This window comes from Skermanella rosea (assembly GCF_016806835.2).
Classification (GTDB): domain Bacteria; phylum Pseudomonadota; class Alphaproteobacteria; order Azospirillales; family Azospirillaceae; genus Skermanella; species Skermanella rosea.
The window spans coordinates 198,931-218,298 of the sequence record NZ_CP086111.1 but is presented as its reverse complement, the minus strand read 5'-3'; the positions used below and the strand labels follow the sequence as shown (position 1 = coordinate 218,298).

The 19,368-nt window shown below is 68.1% G+C and carries 21 protein-coding genes; 7 read left to right on the top strand and 14 right to left on the bottom strand.

Going from position 1 to position 19,368, the window contains the following annotated elements:
• The first annotated feature begins 25 nt into the window (after positions 1-25).
• The 5 genes from JL101_RS01000 (at position 26) to JL101_RS00980 (ending at position 3,509) form a co-directional block, all read left to right on the top strand.
• A complete protein-coding gene (locus tag JL101_RS01000) occupies positions 26-679 on the top strand; it encodes an amino acid ABC transporter permease (RefSeq protein ID WP_203096691.1) in 654 nt (217 codons plus the stop codon).
• Between the two features lie 5 nt (positions 680-684).
• Positions 685-1,362 (top strand): amino acid ABC transporter permease, encoded by a 678-nt coding sequence (locus tag JL101_RS00995; RefSeq protein ID WP_203096690.1) that lies wholly within the window; start codon positions 685-687, stop codon positions 1,360-1,362.
• Positions 1,359-2,219: an amino acid ABC transporter ATP-binding protein gene (locus JL101_RS00990; protein ID WP_203096689.1), complete on the top strand. Its 861-nt coding sequence runs from the start codon at positions 1,359-1,361 to the stop codon at positions 2,217-2,219. Before JL101_RS00995 ends, JL101_RS00990 begins: the two co-directional genes overlap by 4 nt.
• Complete coding sequence (locus tag JL101_RS00985) at positions 2,209-2,820, top strand: DUF1989 domain-containing protein (protein ID WP_203096688.1); 612 nt, start codon at positions 2,209-2,211, stop codon at positions 2,818-2,820. Before JL101_RS00990 ends, JL101_RS00985 begins: the two co-directional genes overlap by 11 nt.
• 92 nt (positions 2,821-2,912) lie before the next feature.
• Positions 2,913-3,509, top strand: a complete 597-nt coding sequence (locus tag JL101_RS00980) for a cupin domain-containing protein (RefSeq protein WP_203096687.1) — start codon at positions 2,913-2,915, stop codon at positions 3,507-3,509.
• Positions 3,510-3,521: 12 nt separating this feature from the next.
• On the opposite strand, the gene JL101_RS00975 is transcribed toward JL101_RS00980, so the two are convergent.
• The 14 genes from JL101_RS00975 to JL101_RS00910 all read right to left on the bottom strand — a co-directional run bounded on the left by JL101_RS00975 (position 3,522) and on the right by JL101_RS00910 (position 15,805).
• Positions 3,522-3,860, bottom strand: coding sequence for a HesB/IscA family protein (locus JL101_RS00975; RefSeq protein ID WP_202680725.1), 339 nt, complete (start codon positions 3,858-3,860; stop codon positions 3,522-3,524).
• A gap of 62 nt (positions 3,861-3,922) precedes the next feature.
• Complete coding sequence (locus JL101_RS00970; RefSeq protein WP_228435233.1) at positions 3,923-4,279, bottom strand: SUF system Fe-S cluster assembly protein; 357 nt, start codon at positions 4,277-4,279, stop codon at positions 3,923-3,925.
• A gap of 29 nt (positions 4,280-4,308) precedes the next feature.
• Entirely contained in the window at positions 4,309-4,791 is a 483-nt protein-coding gene (gene sufU / locus JL101_RS00965; protein WP_228435232.1) for a Fe-S cluster assembly sulfur transfer protein SufU, read from the bottom strand.
• Entirely contained in the window at positions 4,791-6,059 is a 1,269-nt protein-coding gene (locus tag JL101_RS00960) for a cysteine desulfurase (protein WP_203096686.1), read from the bottom strand. Before JL101_RS00960 ends, sufU begins: the two co-directional genes overlap by 1 nt.
• A gap of 24 nt (positions 6,060-6,083) precedes the next feature.
• Positions 6,084-7,439, bottom strand: a complete 1,356-nt coding sequence (sufD, locus tag JL101_RS00955; protein ID WP_228435231.1) for a Fe-S cluster assembly protein SufD — start codon at positions 7,437-7,439, stop codon at positions 6,084-6,086.
• Complete coding sequence (gene sufC / locus JL101_RS00950; RefSeq protein WP_203096685.1) at positions 7,439-8,191, bottom strand: Fe-S cluster assembly ATPase SufC; 753 nt, start codon at positions 8,189-8,191, stop codon at positions 7,439-7,441. The genes sufD and sufC overlap by 1 nt, the downstream gene beginning before the upstream one ends.
• Positions 8,192-8,231: 40 nt before the next feature.
• Entirely contained in the window at positions 8,232-8,720 is a 489-nt protein-coding gene (locus JL101_RS00945) for a DUF29 domain-containing protein (RefSeq protein ID WP_203096684.1), read from the bottom strand.
• A 6-nt stretch (positions 8,721-8,726) separates the two neighbouring features.
• Positions 8,727-10,208: a Fe-S cluster assembly protein SufB gene (gene sufB, locus JL101_RS00940; RefSeq protein ID WP_203096683.1), complete on the bottom strand. Its 1,482-nt coding sequence runs from the start codon at positions 10,206-10,208 to the stop codon at positions 8,727-8,729.
• A complete protein-coding gene (locus JL101_RS00935; protein ID WP_203096682.1) occupies positions 10,192-10,701 on the bottom strand; it encodes an SUF system Fe-S cluster assembly regulator in 510 nt (169 codons plus the stop codon). Before JL101_RS00935 ends, sufB begins: the two co-directional genes overlap by 17 nt.
• Positions 10,702-10,986: 285 nt before the next feature.
• Positions 10,987-12,003, bottom strand: coding sequence for an aspartate-semialdehyde dehydrogenase (locus JL101_RS00930; protein WP_203096681.1), 1,017 nt, complete (start codon positions 12,001-12,003; stop codon positions 10,987-10,989).
• A 249-nt stretch (positions 12,004-12,252) separates the two neighbouring features.
• On the bottom strand, positions 12,253-12,789 hold the full coding sequence (gene thpR / locus JL101_RS00925; protein ID WP_201074769.1) for an RNA 2',3'-cyclic phosphodiesterase: 537 nt from the start codon (positions 12,787-12,789) through the stop codon (positions 12,253-12,255).
• Between the two features lie 80 nt (positions 12,790-12,869).
• Complete coding sequence (locus tag JL101_RS00920; protein WP_203096680.1) at positions 12,870-13,913, bottom strand: NADP(H)-dependent aldo-keto reductase; 1,044 nt, start codon at positions 13,911-13,913, stop codon at positions 12,870-12,872.
• 63 nt (positions 13,914-13,976) lie between these two features.
• The gene (locus JL101_RS00915; protein WP_203096679.1) at positions 13,977-15,119 is read right to left on the bottom strand and encodes an FIST signal transduction protein; all 1,143 of its coding nucleotides are present in this window, start codon (positions 15,117-15,119) and stop codon (positions 13,977-13,979) included.
• 5 nt (positions 15,120-15,124) lie between these two features.
• Positions 15,125-15,805 (bottom strand): arylesterase, encoded by a 681-nt coding sequence (locus tag JL101_RS00910; protein ID WP_203096678.1) that lies wholly within the window; start codon positions 15,803-15,805, stop codon positions 15,125-15,127.
• A gap of 40 nt (positions 15,806-15,845) precedes the next feature.
• Here JL101_RS00910 and JL101_RS00905 point away from each other — a divergent pair, with 40 nt between their 5' ends.
• Positions 15,846-16,589, top strand: coding sequence for an ABC transporter ATP-binding protein (locus tag JL101_RS00905; RefSeq protein ID WP_203096677.1), 744 nt, complete (start codon positions 15,846-15,848; stop codon positions 16,587-16,589).
• 57 nt (positions 16,590-16,646) lie between these two features.
• A complete protein-coding gene (locus JL101_RS00900) occupies positions 16,647-19,178 on the top strand; it encodes an ABC transporter permease (RefSeq protein WP_228435230.1) in 2,532 nt (843 codons plus the stop codon).
• Positions 19,179-19,368: the final 190 nt, after the last annotated feature.

Here is a 19,368-nt window from a genome sequence, read left to right as displayed (position 1 = left end):
GCCGCGCGCACCCGGGGAACCCCTGATGTTCGATCCCGCCGTCATCGTCCCGTACCTGCCGACCCTGATCGAGGGCGCTGGAATCACCTTCGCGGTATCGATCCTGGCGATCCTGCTCGGCATCCCCTGCGGGCTGGCCTTGTGCTTCCTGCGGCAGAGCCGGGGACGGGCGGCGGCGACGGCGGCCGCCGTCTATATCAGCTTCTTCCGGGGCACGCCGCTGCTGGTGCAGCTCCTGGTCTTCTTCTACATCCCGCCGGCCTACGGACTTGAGCTGCCGGCCTACCTGACGGCCGTCGCGGTGCTGACCATGAACACCACGGCGTTCCAGGCGGAGATCTTCCGCGGCGGCCTCCAGGCGATCCCGCGCGGACAGGTCGAGGCCGCGCGGATGCTGGGCTTCACCCACGGCCAGGTCCGCCGCCGGGTGCTGGTGCCGCAGATGCTGCGCGTCACGCTTCCGGCCCTGACCAACGAGGCGATCGACATCCTGAAAAGCTCCTCCCTGGTGTCGGTCATCGCCGTGTCCGAGCTGCTGCGGCGCGGCCGGCAGGTCGCCGCCGCCACGTACCACCCGCTGGAGGCCTACGCGGCGACGGCGCTGATGTATCTGCTGCTGGTCTCCCTCATCGCCTATGCCGGACGCCATGCCGGCCGGCGGCTCAGCCTGTCCAGGTGACGCCCATGCCCGACCAGTCGGTCACCCTGCGCTACGCGGAACGGTTCCTCGACGGCTTCCTGACCACGGCGTGGATCTGCGGCGTCTCCATCTGCGCCGCCGTGGCGCTGGGGCTGGCGCTGTTCCTGGTGCGCCGCCTGCCCTTCGCGCCGGCCCGCTGGTTCTACGACGGCTATGTCGGGCTGCTGCGGGGCACGCCGTTCCTGATCCAGGTGTTCCTGCTGTACTACGGCGGCCCCGGCCTGGGCATCCGGCTGTCCGCCACGACGACCGCGCTGATCGGGCTGAGCGTCTATGGCAGCGCCTATTTCGCCGAGATCTTCCGCGCCGGCTTCGAGGCCGTGCCGCGCGGCCAGGTCGAGGCCGCCCGGATGCTGGGGTTCGACCGGGGGCAGATCCTCCGCAACGTGGAACTGCCGCAGATGGCGGCCCTGATCCTTCCGCCATCGGTCAACCAGTGCATCATCCTGATCAAGGAATCGGCCGTGCTGTCCGTGATCACCGTGCCGGAACTGACCACCGTCGCCACCCGGGTCGTCTCGGAGACCTTCAATTTCGCCGAGCCCTATCTGCTGCTGGCGCTGCTCTACTGGCTGCTGGTCGAGGCGACGGCCCGCGGCGGCCGGTGGCTGGAACGCGCCGCCGGCCGCCACCTGACAACCACCAAGGGCCTGACCCCATGACCAGGACGCAGGGCGCCGCCGTGCTCGGCCTGCGCGGCGTGCGCAAGAGCTTCGGCGACCATACCGTGATCGACGGGATCGACCTGGACGTCCACCGTTCCGAGGTGATCTGCATCATCGGCCCGTCCGGATCGGGCAAGAGCACCCTGCTCCGCTGCATGAACTTCCTGGAGGAGTATGACGGCGGCGAGGTGGTCATCAACGGGCGACTGCTGGGCTATTCGCAGGACGCCGGGGGAAAGCGCGTGCGCGACCGCGACGTGGTCGTGGACGAGACCCGGCGCGGCGTCGGCATGGTGTTCCAGCACTTCAACCTGTGGCCCCACATGACCGCGCTGGAGAACGTCACCGCCGCGCTGCGCCTGGTCAAGCAGATGCCGAAAGCCGCGGCCGACGCGCTCGGGGCGGAGATGCTGGCCAAGGTCGGCCTGTCCGACAAGGCCGGGCAGTATCCCGCCCGCCTGTCCGGCGGGCAGCAGCAGCGGGTCGCGATCGCCCGCGCGCTGGCGATGCAGCCCTCCATCATGCTGTTCGACGAGCCGACCTCGGCGCTCGACCCGGAACTGGTCGGCGAAGTGCTCCAGGTCATGCGCGGCCTCGCGGCGGAGGGCATGACCATGGTGGTCGTGACCCACGAGATGGGCTTCGCCGCCGAGGTGGCCGACCGGGTCGTGTTCATGGACGCCGGCCGCATCGTCGAGCAGGGGCCGCCCTCGTCCCTGTTCGGAGCCCCCTCCCATCCCCGGCTTCGCCAGTTCCTGGAGACCTGGAGGCAGCGCAACGCCGGCTTCGCCACGCTCATGTCGGGCGCGGCGGACCAACATCTTCGAGAAGGAAACCAGATCAATGCCCGCTGAACAGCTCGTGACCATTCCCGCCCGCAAGGGCAAGGCCGCCTTCGTCGCCAAGGGGCAGCTGGTCAAGGTCGTCAACACCCACGGCGAGCAGGTCGTCGACACCTGGGCGTTCCGGCGCGACGACATGTCGGAGTTCATGTCGAACGAGCATACCCGCGCCCATATGCTGAAGATCATCCCCAAGGTCGGCGACGCGCTGCTGACCAACCGGCGGCGGCCGATCCTGACGCTGGTGGAGGATACCTCCGGCGGCATCCACGACATGCTGATCGCCGCCTGCGACCGCTACCGGTACGAGATGCTGGGCTGCGAGGGCCATCACGACAACTGCACCGACAATCTCGCGTCGGGCCTGTCCGAACTGGGCCTGACCCCGCCGGAGACGCCGAGTCCGCTGAACCTGTTCATGAACATCCCCGTGGCCGCCGACGACACCCTGTCGTTCCAGGCGCCGCCCGCTCCGGTCAAGGGCGGCTACGTGGTGCTGCGTGCCGAGATGGACCTGGTGATCGCGTTCTCGGCCTGCCCGCAAGACATCCTGCCGATCAACGGCACCGCCTGCTCGCCGACCGACGCGCATTTCGCCGTGTACGACGCCTGAGCGGCGTGGCGTCCCGTGTCGAAACCTCTCAACCTTCCGGGCTGAGACGGTGTAGAGAGGACGCTGTTCCCGCTGCCGAAGGCGACACGATCTTGACCGGTGCCAAACATGCCTCCGGAACCGACTCTCCCGACATCCGGATCGGGGTCAAGCTGCGCCATGCCCGCCTCGTCAGGGGCTTGCGGATGAGCGACGTGGCGCGGCGGGTCGGCTGCTCGGAAAGCCTGATCTCGAAGCTGGAGCATGACAAGGCGAAGCCGTCCTTCGTCATGCTCCACAAGCTGGTGGCCGCGTTGGAGACCAACGTGGCCTATCTGTTCGCCGATGCGGGCGACTCCGCCGGCCCGGTGGCGCGGGCCGGCGAGCGCCCGGTCATCACCACCGACCCGCTCCGCAACGCCCCCGGCATCCGCCTGGAACGGCTGATACCCTATGCGGAGGGCCACCTGCTCCAGGCGAACATCCACATCATCGATCCGGGCAGCGGCAGCGACGGCGAGATCGAGCACGACGGCGAGGAAGTCGGGTATGTCCTGGAAGGCGCGCTGGAGCTGACCGTCGGCGGGCAGGTCCACAGCCTGTCGGCCGGCGACTCGTTCGTGTTCCGGTCCGACCTCAGCCACGGCTACCGCAACCCGGGGGATACGACCACCCGGGTGCTATGGGTCAACACGCCGCCGACCTTCTGATCATCGGACCGGTCAGACGCTGAAGCTCTCGCCGCAGCCGCAGCGGGCCTTCTCGTTGGGGTTCTTGAAGACGAAGCCCGACTGGATCTTGTCGTCCACATAGTCCATCTCGGTGCCGATCAGGAACATGGTGGCGGCCGGATCGATCAGGATCTTGACGCCCTTGTCCTCGACGACCTCCTCGAACTTCTTGATCTCCTCGGCGTATTCGACGGTGTAGCTGAGTCCGGAGCAGCCGCGCGACTTGACGCCGACGCGCAGCCCCAGGGCCGGCTTGTCCGACTTCGCCATGATCTGCTTGACCCGCTCGGCGGCGGCGTCGGTGATCGTCATTGCCTTGGGAAGTGCCATCTCGTTCTACTCCGACTTCTGCATGCTCTGTCCGGTGCCGATTCCAGTGCCGATCCGCGGCATCAGAACATATCCAGGGCCACCTTGGCCTCTTCCGACATCATGCCGGGATGCCAGGACGGTTCCCAGACCAGTTCGACGCGGCATGACTTCACGGCGTCGAGATTCTCGATGACCTGCTGCACCTGCATCGGCATCTCGCCGGCCACCGGGCAGGACGGCGCCGTCAGGGTCATGTCGACCTCGACATTCTTCTCCGCGTCCACGTTGACCCGGTAGACCAGCCCCAGTTCCCAGATGTTCACCGGGATCTCCGGGTCGTAGACGGTCTTGATCGCGTCGATCACCTGGTCCATCAGGGTCTCGTTGTCCACCACGCCGGTCTGCTCCAGCACCTGGCCGCTCACATCGTCTGGCATTTCATCGCCTCCTCGAACCTGCCGCCCGTTCATTCAGTAGAAGCCTTGGCGCCGCCCGCCAGGGCCGCGTCCAGGGTGTGCCACGCCAGGGTGGCGCACTTGACCCGCATCGGGAACTGGCGGACCCCCGCCAGCACCTGGAGCCGCTCCAGGGCCTCCCCGTCCACGCCGCCGCCATGGACGTGCTCGTGGTCGTCCTTGGTGCACATCTCGTGGAAGCGCTCGAACAGGGCCTTCACCTCCGCCTCGGTCCGGCCGGCGACCAGCTCGGTCATCATCGAGGCCGAGGCGGTGGAGATGGCGCAGCCCCGCCCCTCGAAGGCCGCGTCCTCGACGATGCCGTCGGGGGTGACCTTCAGGTAGACGGTGACCTTGTCGCCGCACATCGGGTTGTCGCCGCGCGCCTCCCGGTTGCTGTCCTCCGGGTGGCGGAAGTTCCGGGGGTTCTTGCCGTGGTCCAGGATGACTTCCTGGTACAGGTCCCGCAGGTCGTCCATCGTCGCTCCCGTCATCACCCGAAGATCTCCTGGACCCGGCGGAGCGACGCCGCCAGCGCGTCCACCTCGTCGAAGGTGTTATAGAGCGCGAAGGAAGCCCGCGCCGTCGCCGGCACATTGTAGAAATCCATCAGCGGCTGGGCGCAATGGTGCCCCGCCCGGACCGCGACGCCGGCCCGGTCGACGATCGTTCCGATGTCGTGCGGATGGGCGTCGCCCAGCGTGAAGGACAGGATGCTCGCCTTGTCGGGCGAGGTGCCGTAGATCCGCAGCCCCGGGATCTCCGACAGCTGCGCCGTCGCGTAGGCCAGCAGGTCGCGCTCGTGCGCGGCGATCCTGTCCAGCCCCAGCTCCATCAGGTACTCCAGCGCGGCGCCCAGCCCGATCACCTCGACGATCGCCGGCGTTCCGGCTTCGAAACGGTGCGGGATGCCCTTGAAGGTCGTCTCCTCGAAGGTGACGCGGGCGATCATGTCGCCGCCGCCCTGGTAGGGCGGCATGGCTTCCAGCATCTCCGCCTTGCCGTAGAGCACGCCGATCCCGGTCGGCCCGTACAGCTTGTGGCCGGAGAAGACGTAGAAGTCGGCGTCCAGGTCCTGGACGTCCACGCCCAGGTGGGTGATGCCCTGGCAGCCGTCGACCAGCACCGGGATGCCCTTGCCATGGGCGATCCGGACGATGTCCTTGACCGGGTTGATGGTGCCGAGCGCGTTGGACATGTGGCTGATGGCGACCAGCTTCGTCTTCGGCCCCAGCAGCTTCTCGTACTCGTCCATCAGCAGGGTGCCGGCCTCGTCGATCGGCACGATCTTCAGGACGATGCCCTTCTCGGTCCGGAGCATCTGCCACGGCACGATGTTGGCGTGATGTTCCATCTGCGAAATGACGACCTCGTCGCCTTCCCGCAGGTTGGTCCGCCCCCAGCTCGACGCCACCAGGTTGATCGCCTCGGTGGCGCTGCGGGTGAAGACCACCTCGCGGTCCTCGCGGGCGTTGATGAAACGCTGCACGGTCTTCCGGGCCGCCTCGAACCGCGTGGTCGCGGTGGCGCTCAGCCAGTGGACGCCCCGGTGCACGTTGGAGTATTCCTCCGTCATGCAGGAAACCATGGCGTCGATCACCCGGCGCGGTTTCTGGGCGCTGGCGGCACTGTCCAGATAGACCAGCGGCTTGTCGTAGATGGTGCGCGACAGGATGGGGAAGTCCTTGCGGACCTCCTCCACATCGTATCCCGTCGCCGTTCCGCTATCGAAACCCTGCCGCACCTTGGTGATCTCGTTCATGTCGTTTCCTGATCCCTGGAAGCCTCAGACTCGCTGGGTCTTCAGCCAGCCGGTAACCATGCCCTGGAATGCCTCGCGCACCGTGTCGATCCGGACCTCCTCGATCGCGTCCGCCAGGAAGGCGGAGATCAGCAGGTTCCGGGCGCTCTCGAGGTCGATGCCGCGGGCGCGCAGATAGAACAGCTGATCGTCGTCCAGTTCGCCGGCGGTGGCGCCGTGGCTGCACTTCACGTCGTCGGCATAGATCTCCAGTTCGGGCTTGCTGTCGATCTCGGCCGTGTCGGACAGCAGCAGCGCCCGGTTCAGCTGGTAGCCGTCGGTCTTCTGCGCGTCCGGTCGCACGATGATCTTGCCCTGGAACACCGCCTTGGCATTGCCGTCGATGACGCCCTTGTAGACTTCGCGGCTGGTGCAGTGGGGCTGGGCGTGGTCGATCACCGTGGTGGTGTCACAGTGCTGCTGACCGTTCACCATGTAGGAACCCGACAGCCGGCATTCGACGCCCGTGCCGTTCAACACAGGCTTGATTTCATTGCGTGACAGCCGTCCGCCCATGGTCAGCACGAAATTGTCGTAGCTGGCGTCCTTGGCCAGGTCGGCGGTGACCGTCGCCATGTGGAAAGCTTCGCGGCTTTCCCGCTGCACCTTGTAATGATGCAGCCGGGCGCCCTCGCCGGCCACGATCTCGGTCACGAGGTTGGCGAAATAGACGCCGTCCCCCTGCCCGACATGGTGCTCGACCAGCGTCGCCTCGGCGTTGGCCTCGGCCACCACCAGGATGCGCGGATGATGCATGGTCGGCTTGCCGGTTCCCGCACCGCCGCCGCTGCCGACGAACACGGCCTCGATCGGCTCGCTCACCGCGACGCCCTTGGGCAGGTGGACGACCAGCCCATCGGCCAGGAACGCGGTGTTCAGCGCCTGGAACGGGTTGGCGTCGGTCACGCCGACATGGCCCAGGTAGCGCTCCAGCAAGGCGGCATGCCCGGTCAGCGCCTGCCTCAGGGAGGTCACGACGGCCCCCTCCGGCAACGCGCCGACGGAGGAGAGGTCCGCGCGGAACGCGCCGTCCACGAACACCAGCCGGTGCGACGCCTGCCCGGCCGGCATGACGGTCGGCAGCACGTCGATCGACAAGGCACCTCCCGCGGCGGACGCCGGCTCGAACGCGACCTTTTCCAGCGGGCGCAGGCTGGTGTAGCGCCACGCCTCGACCCGGGCGGTCGGGAAACCCTGCCGGCTGAACCGGGCGAGGCCTGTCTCGCGCAGCCCGGCCAGCCACGGCAGCTCGCCGCCGGGAAGGGCGGCCGCCACCCGGCCATGGTGGTCCAGATAGGGCTGGATCGTGTTGGTATCGGTCGTCATCGAATTCTTCGCCATCAGGCGGCCTCGTCCACGCCGAACTCGGCGTAGCCCTTCTCTTCCAGCTCCAGCGCCAGGCTCTTGTCGCCGGTGCGCACGATGCGGCCGTTGGCCAGCACGTGGACCTTGTCCGGAACGATGTAGTCCAGCAGGCGCTGATAGTGGGTGATCACCAGGATGCCGCGCTCCGGGCCGCGCAGCGCGTTGACGCCGTCGGCCACGATGCGCAGCGCGTCGATGTCGAGCCCGCTGTCGGTCTCGTCCAGCACGCAGAACGCCGGGTCCAGCACGGCCATCTGAAGCACCTCGTTGCGCTTCTTCTCGCCGCCGGAGAAGCCCACGTTGACCGCGCGCTTCAGCATCTCGTCGGTCATGCCGAGCTGCTTGGTCTTGGCCCTGATCAGCTTCAGGAACTCCATGGCGTCCAGCTCCTTCTCCCCGCGCGCCTTGCGGATGGAGTTGACCGCCGACTTCAGGAAGGTGGTGTTGGACACGCCGGGGATCTCGACCGGGTACTGGAAGGCCAGGAACACGCCCGAGGCGGCGCGCTCGTCCGGCTCCATCTCCAGCAGGTCCCGCCCCTTGTAGGTCACGCTGCCCTCGGTGACCTCATAGCCGTCGCGGCCCGCCAGCGCGTAGCCCAGCGTGCTCTTGCCGGCGCCGTTCGGCCCCATGATGGCATGGACCTCGCCGGCGCCGATGGTCAGGTCCAGGCCCTTCAGGATCGGCTTGTCGGCGACGTTGACGTGGAGATTCTTGATTTCGAGCATCGTTGCGGTTCCGTATCGGATTGGGTTGGTGGCGGCGCCGTCAGGCGCGCTCGGGGAAGGCGGTATTCTCGGGCAGCCAGTCCGGGTCGAGGATCTGGTCGAGCGTGTAGGGGGACTCCATCGGCAGGACGGCCGGATCGATGCCGTCGTGGCGCTGGAGGCTCTTCGCCGCCAGCCGGCGGGCGGTACGATAGATGCCGTCCAGATCGATCCGCCGGACCAGGGACTTGCTCCGGGCGATCCGCCGTTCCGTCAGCGCGCGGTGGGTATCGACGCTGTCTTCCCAACCGTCGCGCGGGTTCCGGGCCGGCGAATGCTCCAGCTTCAGCAGGTGTTCGACCACCCGCACGAGATGGCTTTCCACCGCGGCCAGATCGCTTCCGCCCAAGTCTTCGATCTCCTCGATCAGATGGTCAAGATCGAGGCTGTCCCAGCGGCGGGAGCGGAGCATTTCGGCCTGCTCGCGCGTCCACGCCACATAGTCCGTCTCATACTTGGTTTCGGGCTTGGATGCGGGCTGCCCTGTCATGGCCGGTTATCCCACGCTGCCTTCCAGGCTGATGCCGACCAGCTTCTGCGCCTCGACCGCGAACTCCATCGGGAGCTCCTTCAGGACCTCCTTGCAGAAGCCGTTGACGATCAGCGACACGGCGTCCTCGGAGGACAGGCCGCGCTGCTGGCAGTAGAACATCTGGTCCTCGCTGATCTTCGCCGTGGTCGCCTCGTGCTCGACGCGGGCGCTGCGGTTCCGGCTCTCGATGTACGGGACCGTGTGGGCGCCGCACTTGTCGCCGATCAGCAGGCTGTCGCACTGGGTGAAGTTCCGCGCACCCTCCGCCTTGGGCAGGATCTTGACCAGACCGCGATAGGTGTTCTGCGCCCGGCCGGCCGAGATGCCCTTCGACACGATGGTGGACTTCGTGTTCTTGCCGATATGGATCATCTTGGTCCCGGTATCGGCCTGCTGGCGGTTGTTGGTGATCGCGACCGAATAGAACTCGCCGACCGAATTGTCGCCCTGCAGGATGCAGCTCGGATACTTCCAGGTGATCGCCGAACCGGTCTCGACCTGCGTCCACGAGATCTTCGAGTTCTTGCCGCGGCAGGCGCCGCGCTTGGTCACGAAGTTGTAGATGCCGCCCTTGCCGTTCTCGTCGCCCGGATACCAGTTCTGGACGGTCGAGTACTTGATCTGCGCGTCGTCATGGGTGATCAGCTCGACCACGGCGGCGTGCAGCTGGTTCTCGTCGCGCTGGGGCGCCGTGCAGCCTTCCAGGTAGCTGACGTAGCTGCCCTCGTCGGCGATGATCAGCGTCCGCTCGAACTGGCCGGTGTTCTTGGCGTTGATCCGGAAATACGTGGACAGCTCCATCGGGCAGCGGACGCCCTTGGGGATGTAGACGAACGACCCGTCGGTGAAGACGGCCGAGTTCAGCGTCGCGAAGAAGTTGTCCGAGTACGGCACCACCGAACCCATGTACTTCTTGACCAGCTCCGGGTGGTTCTGCACCGCCTCGGAGATCGGGCAGAAGATGATGCCCTTCTCTTCCAGCTTCTTCTTGAAGGTCGTCGCCACCGACACGCTGTCGAACACGGCGTCGACCGCCACGGACGGGCTGTCCCCGGCGCCCTCGACGCCGGCCAGGATCGCCTGCTCCTTCAGCGGGATGCCCAGCTTCTCGTAGGTCCGCAGAAGCTCCGGGTCGACCTCGTCCAGACTCTTGGGCTTGGACGCCACCTTGGGCGCCGAATAATAGTAGGCGTCCTGGTAGTCGATCGCCGGATAGCCCAGCTTGGCCCAGTCCGGCTCCTCCATGGTCAGCCAGTGGCGATAGGCCTTCAGTCGCCATTCCAGCAGCCATTCCGGCTCGTTCTTGCGCGCCGAGATGAACCGGACGATGTCCTCGCTCAGGCCCTTCGGAGCGGTCTCCGACTCGATGTCCGTGAAGAACCCGTACTTGTACTTCTGTTCCGTAACGGCCCGGACCTGTTCGACAGTCTCAAGCGTCGCAGCCATGCTTCTCTCCTATTTCCCTCATAGTCCGTCCGGTCCGACGGTTATTCATTGTCATGTCAGGCCCCACCTCGGGGAGCGGCAGGAATGTCGGCACCGCCGTCATGTCCGCCAGCGAAACCTCTTCCAGCGCGCGGCGTACCGCGCGGTTGACCTTGTCCCAGTTGCCGCGCATGGGGCACAGGCTCTCGACGTCGCAATGCCCCTCCGCGCCGTCGACGCAGGCGGTCAGGGCGATCGGACCGTCCACCGCGCTGATGATCTCGGCGATCGAGATTCCCTCGGCAGCACGGGTCAGCCGGTAGCCGCCGGCGGCCCCGCGATGGGATTCCATCAGGCCGGCGGGGGCGAGAAGTTTCATGAGCTTGGCGACGGTGGGAGCCGGTACGCCTGTGCGCTCGGCAAGTTGCGGGACGGTCTGGACGCAGGCGCCGTCGCGCGCCATCCGCGCCATCACGACCACCGCGTAGTCCGTCATCTTGCTGAGCTTGATCATATCGGCGCCCCAATCCGTACCAATCTGGTACTGATTAAGTGAGGAGCGCGGTCCGAAAGTCAAGGCGGAAGGTGGCCTTATCATAGGCCTTTCAGCGTGTTCGCGAAAGACCCACCGCATTTGTGGGGCTTTCGGGGCACAGCAGCAGACTGCGGCATTCCGCCGCTGGCATTTCCGGTCCGGGAGCGATCCCCGGGGACGAGGTTCCGCATGGCCCGGTCATGAAGAAGGCGGGTGACCTCCCGGCCACCCGCCTCGCTCACTCCATGTTCCGCCGCCGTCCGCTCAGAGCGTCAGCTCCGCGATCTGCACCGCGTTCAGCGCCGCGCCCTTGAGCAACTGGTCGCCGCAGACGAAGAAGTCCAGGCCGTTTTCGCCGAACACGGGGTTGGCGCGGATGCGGCCGACCTCGACGTCGAATTCGCCGGTCGCGGTCAGCGGCATCGGGTAGACGCCGTTGGCCGGATCGTCGGCCAGCTTGACGCCGGGGGCCTCGGCCAGCACCTCGCGGGCGGCGTCGGCGGTCACCGGGCGCAGGGTCTCGATGGTGACGCTCTCGGAATGGGCGCGGTATGTCGGGATGCGCACCGCCGTGCAGCTCGCCGGCAGATCCGGGATGCCCAGGATCTTCCGGCTCTCCCACGTCACCTTCATCTCTTCCTTGGTGTAGCCGTTGTCCTGGAAGGCGTCGATCTGGGGGATGACGTTGAACGGGATGGGGTGCCGGAAGAAGCTGTTGGTGACCGGGCGGCCGGAGAGCTGGTTGCGGGTCTGCTCCTCCAGCTCGGCCATGCCCTCCGCCCCGGCGCCGCTGGTCGCCTGGTAGGTCGAGACGATCACGCGCTTCAGGCCGAACGCCTGGTGGAGCGGACCCAGGGCCAGCACCAGGATGGCCGTGGTGCAGTTGGGGTTGGCGATCAGCCGGCTGGTGCCGAGCGCCCCGGCATTGATCTCCGGCACGATCAGCGGGATCTCGGGGTCGTAGCGGAAGGCCGAGGAATTGTCGATCACGACGGCGCCGGCCGACGCCAGCGTCGGGGCGTGCTCCTTGGCGAAGTCGCCGGACACCGCCATCAGGACGATGTCATAGCCCTTGACCACGTCGGCGTCGAAGGCGGCCAGCGTCTTGACGCCGAACGGGGTTTCCAAGGTGCGGCCGGCGCTGCGCTCCGAGGCGAACAGGCCGAGCTCGCCCACCGGGAAGGCGCGGCGGTGAAGCACGCTGACCATTTCGCGGCCGACGGCGCCGGTGGCGCCGACGATGGCGACACGGCGGGGGGAGTGGTTCGATGAGGTGCTCATGGGATCAAGTTCCGTCCTGTTGCATGCCCGTACTGAGCGCAGGACGAACCCCCGATACGACGAGGCCCCGTCCGTGTCCGGCGGGGCCTTCGTGGTGGATGAAGCGTCTCTAACCGATCAAACGCATACCACCGACCGACGGCCCGCCGCAGCGGGTCGTTTTGGAGATGGTAGTCTTGATGGCGCGCGAACGGTTCATGACCGGTCTGTTACCAAGGCTCCCGCATTTTGTAAAGCGTCCCTTTCGCCTCACCCCAGCGGGTACTCCCTCAACGGGTCATAGACCGGTCCGCCGCTGCCCGGACGGCTCTCGAACAGGGTGAAGTGCTCCACCCGGATCGGACCGGCGCGGAACAGCCCGCGGTCCTGGATGAAGCGTCCGACCCGCTCCTGGGGCGCGTCGCGCAGGCGGGCCAGGGTCACGTGCGGGCTGTAGCGCCGCTCCTCGCGCGGCAGCCCGGCCCGGACCAGCGCCGATTCGACCTTCTGGTTCAGGTGGACCAGCGCGTCGTTGCGCTCCACCCCGGCCCACAGCACGCGCGACCGGCTGCCGCTGCCGAACTGCCCGACCCCGTCCAGGACGAGGTCGAAGGCCGGCGCCGAGACGCTTCCCAGGGCCGCGTCGATGTCGGGCAGCAGGCCGTTCTCCACCTCGCCGATGAAGCGGACGGTCAGGTGCAGGTTCTCCGGCTCGGTCCAGCGGGCGCCGGGCACGCCGCCGCCCAGGCCGGCCAATCGCTCGCGGACGGCTTCGGGCAGTTCAAGGGCGACGAACAGGCGGATCATGGCAGACGGATCATGGCAGACGGATCATGGCAGACGGATCATGGCAGACGGATCATGGCAAGGCGTCTTGGGTACCGGGATCAGGGACAGGGGTTCGGGAATCGGGCGTTGACCTCCTCGATATCCTTCAACACCTCTTCGTCCAGCGTGATCCCGATCGAATCGATGTTCGTCTTCAGGTGCTCCATCGACGTCGCGCCGATGATGTTCGACGTCACGAAGGGCTGCCGGGTGACGAAGGCCAGCGCCATCTGCGCCGGGTCCAGCCCGTGGCGCTTCGCCACGTCCAGATAGGCCCGCACCGCCGCGTCGGCGTTGACCGTGTCGTAGCGCGACTTGCGGTGGTCCAGCGCGCGCCGGGTCCCCGGCGGGATCCGGCCGTCCAGGTACTTGCCGGTCAGCGTCGCCGCCGCCAGCGGCGAATAGGCCAGCAGCCCGCACTGTTCGCGGATCGACACCTCGGCCAGCCCGTCCTCGTAGGTCCGGTTCAGCAGGTTATAGGCGTTCTGGACACTGACCACCCGCGGCAGCCCCAGCTCGTCGGCCAGCCGCAGGAAGGCCATGGTGCCCCAGGGCGTCTCGTTGGACAGGCCGACATGCCGGATCTTGCCCGAACGGACCAGTTCGTCCAGCGCCCGCAAGGTCTCCTCGATGGGCGTGGCACCCTCGTTGGCGCCGCCTTTCCAGCCGCGGGCGCCGAAGCGGGCGGTGGTCCGGTCGGGCCAGTGGAGCTGGTACAGGTCGATATAGTCGGTGCGCAGCCGGGTCAGGCTGTCCTCGACCGCGCGCACCAGGTTCTCCCGGTCCAGCCGGGCCTTGCCGCCGCGGACCCAGGCGAAGCCGCCGGGCGAGCGGCCGATCGCCTTGCTCGCCAGCACCACCTTGTCGCGCCCGCCCCGGCTGGCGAACCAGGAACCGATGATCCGCTCGGTCGAGCCGTAGCTTTCCTCGATCGGCGGGATCGCGTACATCTCCGCCGTGTCCCAGAAATTGACGCCGCGCTCCAGCGCGTAGTCCATCTGGGCGTGGCCCTCGGCCTCGGTGTTCTGGCGGCCCCAGGTCATCGTGCCCAGGCAGATCGCGCTGACCTGCACGTCGGTGCGGCCCAAACGACGGTATTCCATGTCTATCCTTGGCTTCCGGCCTTGATTTCCGGACTTGAAGGTTCGCGGCCCCGGCGGGACGTCTCAGAGGAAGAGCGTGAGCACGCCGGTATAGCCGTAGAGCCTGTTGTGGGAAATCTCCCCATTGGCGAAAAATCCCACCAGCGGGAAATCGCCCAGCTGGTCCCGGATCGCCTTCAGCTCCTCGCTGTCCTCGCCGAACAGCGCCGGCCCGCGCGCCAGGCACGACACGTAGATGCCGCCGCGCGGCGGCCCCTTCAGCCGCTTCTTCAGCATCGTCAGCATGCGCTCCAGGTCGGCCTCGGCGCTCGCCCGGTCGCGCCGCGCGAACATGATGCTTCGGCCCGGCTCGACCATGTCGCCGATCGCGATCAGCCCGTGGTTGGGGTCGATGCCGACCAGGTTGCGCACCAGGTAGTCGCCGGTGTCGGACCCGGTGATCGGCAGGGCCGCGAAGATGTAGCCGGCGACGCGGCGCAGGTCGCGCGCCAGCAGCTCGCCGATGTCCTCCTTGAAGACCTCCAGCGCGGGCCTTCCGTCGATCTCGACGATGATATTGTTCTGGGCGCGGGTGATCTTGCGGATCGGCCCGATCGGCGTGCAGCCCTGGGTCAGGCCGGTCGCCACCGGCACCTGGTCGGAGAACAGCACGCCCGACACGCCCCCCTCGATCACCGGCGCCGTGCCGGGCCGGCCGCCGAACTGGCCGTAGTTGGTCCGCGACGAGGTCAGCCCGCCGACCAGGAACCCTCCCAGCGCGTCGGACAGCTCGGGGATGATCTCGTGGGTCTGCGGATTGCGCGGGTCGCCGTGGACCAGCCCCAGGACCGGGGCGTGGGTCTTCAGCCACTCCGCCGTCTCGGGCTCGAACCCCTCTATGCTCTCGGTGATCGGCGCCGGCAGGTGGAAGCTGCCGGGCGGAAGCTGGGCCGTCATCACCGCGATGGCCGGCCGGTCGAACAGCTCCTCGCCCGTGGCGCAGACGCCGATCCCGACCGTGCCGACCCAGTCCTTGATGCCGGTGACGCCGCGCATCAGCGTCACGATGCTGACCGCGTCGGCCGCCAGCGCGTCCGATATGTACAGGAAGCCCAGATTGCAGCCTTCGACCGGCCCCAGCTTGTCCAGGCAGGCCTTGACCGTCGTGCGCCAATCCTCGCCGGTGGCGGAGGCCGCGGCGAAACGCGCCCCCGTGGGGGCTTCCATCCCGCTCATCCCTTCACGTCCCGCCGCGGGAGATCGTCGAGCAGCCCGGTCAGATGGGGCAGGATGCCGTCCACCATGATCGCCACGCCCTGGGCATTGGGATGCATGCCGTCCTCCTGATTCAGCTTCCGGTCGAGCGCCACCCCTTCCAGGAAGAAAGGATAGAGGGGAACATCGTATTTCGCCGCGAGCTCCGGGTAAATCGCGTTGAATCGCTCGCCATAGTCGCGCCCCAGGTTGGGCGGCGCGTACATCCCGGCGAGCAGGGTCGGGACCTCGCGCTCCTTCAGGGTGGCCAGGATGGCGTCCAGGTTCTCGCGGGTGGAGGCCGGATCAATGCCGCGCAGCCCGTCGTTGGCGCCCAGCGCCACCACCACGGCCTGGGGCTGGTCGGCCAGGGCCCATTCCAGCCGCGCCCGTCCGCCGGCCGTCGTGTCGCCCGACACCCCGGCATTGATGACGTCCGCTTGGTAACCCTTGTCGCGCAGCGCCCGCTGGAGCCGCGCGGTGAAGCCGTCCTGCTCGGGAAGACCGTAGCCGGCGGTCAGGCTGTCGCCCAGCGCCAGGATCCTGACCGGCTCCGCGGCCGCCGCAAGGCGCCCCTCCGGCACCGCGACCAGGGCCAGCAGCGCCAGTCCCGCCGCGGCGGCGGCTTTCGCACCTGCGTTGAAAAGCCGGTGGCGCATGCCATATCCGCTTGAGCTGTCACGAATGTCTGGAAGACCCATGGCGAAGTCCGATGCTGCTTCTCGGGATGACCTGATCGTCGAGCTGGCCGACGTCCACCTAAAGCTGGACAGTGCCGCCGGTCCCGTCAACATCCTGCGAGGCATAGATGTTACCGTCAGGCGCGGCGAGACGGTCAGCGTCGTGGGTCCTTCGGGCTCGGGCAAGTCGACCATGATGATGATCATGGCGGGGCTGGAGCGGCCGACCAGCGGCCTGGTCAGGGTCGCCGGGAACGACCTCGGGACCCTGGACGAGGACAGGCTGGCCCGCTTCCGGCGCGACCATGTCGGCATCGTCTTCCAGGCGTTCCACCTGATCCCGACCATGACCGCGCTGGAGAACGTGGCGATCCCGCTGGAGTTCGCCGGGATGTCCGACGCCTTCGACCGGGCCCGCGCCGGGCTGGAATCGGTGGGCCTGAAGCACCGCGTGACCCATTATCCCGGCCAGCTTTCCGGCGGCGAGCAGCAGCGCGTGGCGCTCGCCCGCGCCTTCGCCGCCGAACCGTCGCTGCTGCTGGCGGACGAGCCGACCGGCAACCTGGACGGCGAGACCGGCGCCCAGGTCATCAGGCTGATGTTCGACCTCGCCGCCAACCGGGGCGCCACCCTGGTGCTGATCACCCACGACACCGGCCTCGCCGCCCGCTGCGACCGGGCGATCCGGGTCGCCGACGGCAGGATCGAGAGCGCCGGCGACGCCAAGGCCGAGCTCCGCCCCGTCCGCGCCTCGGGCATCTGACCCCCGGCGCCCGCCTATCCGCCCCCGACACCCGCCCCGGCACCCGAGATGAACGCCATGTCCCTGTCTTCCCTGTCCGTCGCCTGGACCATCGCGCGGCGGGAACTGCGCGGCGGGCTGAAGGGCTTCCGGATCTTCCTGGCCTGCCTGACCCTGGGCGTCGCGGCCATCGCGACCGTCCAGTCGCTGTCCGGCGGCATCATCGAGGGGCTGCGCGCCGACGGCAGGGCGATCCTCGGCGGCGACGTGGCGCTGCGCGTCCTCTACACCCCCATCGGCGAGGCCGAGCGGTCCTACCTGGACGGCCAGGGCCGCGTCTCGGCCTCGGCCGAAGCCCGGGCCATGGCGCGCCGCGAGGACGGCGCCCGCTCCACCCTGGTGGAGCTGAAGGCGGTGGACGACACCTATCCGCTCTACGGCGACTTCACCTTGCGCGAAGGCGGCAGCCTGCCGGACGCGATCGGCCGGCGGGACGGCGTCTGGGGCGCCGTGGTCGAGGAGACCGTGAGCCAGCGCCTGGACGTCGCCGTCGGCGACACGGTGCGGGTCGGCGAGACATCCTTCCGGATCCGCGGCACCATCCTGCGGGAGCCCGACCGGGCCGGCGGAGGAGGCTTCACCCTGGGCCCGCGCCTGCTGATCGATCTGGACGCGCTGGAGAGCACCGGCCTGATCCAGCCGGGCAGCATGATCTACTGGCATTACCGGATCGGCTTGGCCCCCGGCACCGACCTCCAGGCATGGCAGGCGGACCTCCAGGCCCGTTTCCCCGAGCAGAGCTGGCGGGTGCGCGACTTCACCAACGCGGCCCCGCAGATCGAGCGCTTCATCACCCGCCTGACGCTGTTCCTGACGCTGGTCGGGCTGACGGCATTGCTGGTCGGCGGCGTCGGCGTCGGCAACGCCGTGCGCAGCTATCTCGACGGCAAGGTCGCGACCATCGCGACGCTGAAATGCGTCGGCGCGCCGGGACCGCTGGTGTTCCAGGCCTACCTGCTCCAGATCCTGGTCCTCGCCTCGCTCGGGATCGCGCTCGGCCTGGTCATCGGCGCCGTGGCGCCCCTGGTCGCGGCGGCCGTGCTGGCCGACGTGCTGCCGATCACCGCCCGCATCGGGGTCTATCCCGGCGGCCTCGCCATCGCCGCCGCCTTCGGCTTCCTGACCGCCCTGACCTTCTCCCTATGGCCGCTGGGCCGGGCGCGCGAGGTGCCGGCCGGCGCGCTGTTCCGCGACGTGGTCTCTCCCGCGGGCGGACGTCCGCGCGGGGCCTACCTGGTGGCCGGCGTGCTGTCCGGGCTGGCGCTGGCGGCGCTCGCGATCCTGACCGCGCAGGAGAAGCTGTTCGCCGCCTGGTTCGTCGGCGGTGCCTTCGTGACCCTGCTGGCGTTCCGGGCGGCGGCCCAGGGCGTCACCTGGGCGGCGGCGCGGGCCGGCCGGCCGCGCCATCCGGGTTTCCGGCTGGCGCTCGCCAACCTGCACCGGCCGGGCAACCCGACCGGCAGCGTCGTGCTGTCGCTGGGCCTGGGGCTGACCGTCCTGGTCGCCATCGCCCTGATCGAAGGCAACTTCTCCGCCCGCGTGAACGAGAGCATCCCGAAGGACGCCCCGGCCTACTTCTTCATCGACATCCAGCCGAACCAGCGGGAAGCGTTCAACGCGACCGTGCTGGGCGTGCCCGGCGCCACCGACCTGCGGGAAGTGCCGATGCTGCGCGGCCGGATCACCAAGGCCAAGGGCGTGGACGCCGAGCAGGCGATCGTCAACCCGGAGCATTCCTGGGTGCTGCGCGGCGACCGCGGCATCACCTACTCGGCGCGCCCGCCGGTCGACGCGGAAATCATCGCCGGCCAATGGTGGCCGGAGGATTACCGGGGCAAGCCGCTGATCTCGATCTATTCCGACATCGCCGAGGCGTTCGGCCTCAAGCTCGGCGACACGATCACCGTCAACGTGCTGGGCCGCGACCTGACGGCGGAAGTCGCAAGCATCCGGGCGATCGACTTCTCCACCATGAACATCAATTTCACGATGATCTTCTCCCCCGGCATCCTGGACGGCGCCCCCCAGACCTTCCTGGCCACCGTCCGCGCCACGCCGCAGGCGGAGCCGCTGATCCAGCGGGCGGTGACCGATCGCTTCGCCAACATCACGTCGGTCCGGGTCAAGGACGCGCTCGACACGGTCAACGAGCTGCTCGGCAACATCGGCACCGCCGTCCGGGTCACCGCCGCGATCACCCTGCTGGCCGGCACCCTGGTGCTCGCCGGCGCCGTGGCCGCAGGGCACCGGCGCCGGGTCTACGACTCGGTCGTGCTGAAGGTGCTGGGGGCTACCCGCGCCGACGTGCTGAAGGCCTTCCTGGTCGAGTACGGCCTGCTGGGCCTGATCACCGCGGCGATCGCGGGCGCCATCGGGACCGTCACCGCCTGGGCGGTGCTGACCCAGGTGATGGACTGGGAATGGACCTTCCTGCCGTCGGCCGTGCTGGTCACGGCGGCGCTCTGCACCGCGATCACGCTGGCCTTCGGCTTCGTCGGCACCTGGCGCGCGCTCGGCCAGCCGGCCGCACCGCTGCTGCGGAACGATTGACGGCGGAAAACGCGCGTCCCCGTAAAAATTCCGGGATTAAAGAAACGGCTCGCGCGTAGCGCAGGCCGAGCCAGTTTAAGCGATGCAGGTCAAAGGGTTGCACGCTCGGGCAGGAACTTTCGAAGAATCCGATTTTTGTTGAATTGAGCGGGCCGCTCCCCAATATCCTTGCTCAAGTGACATCTACCTT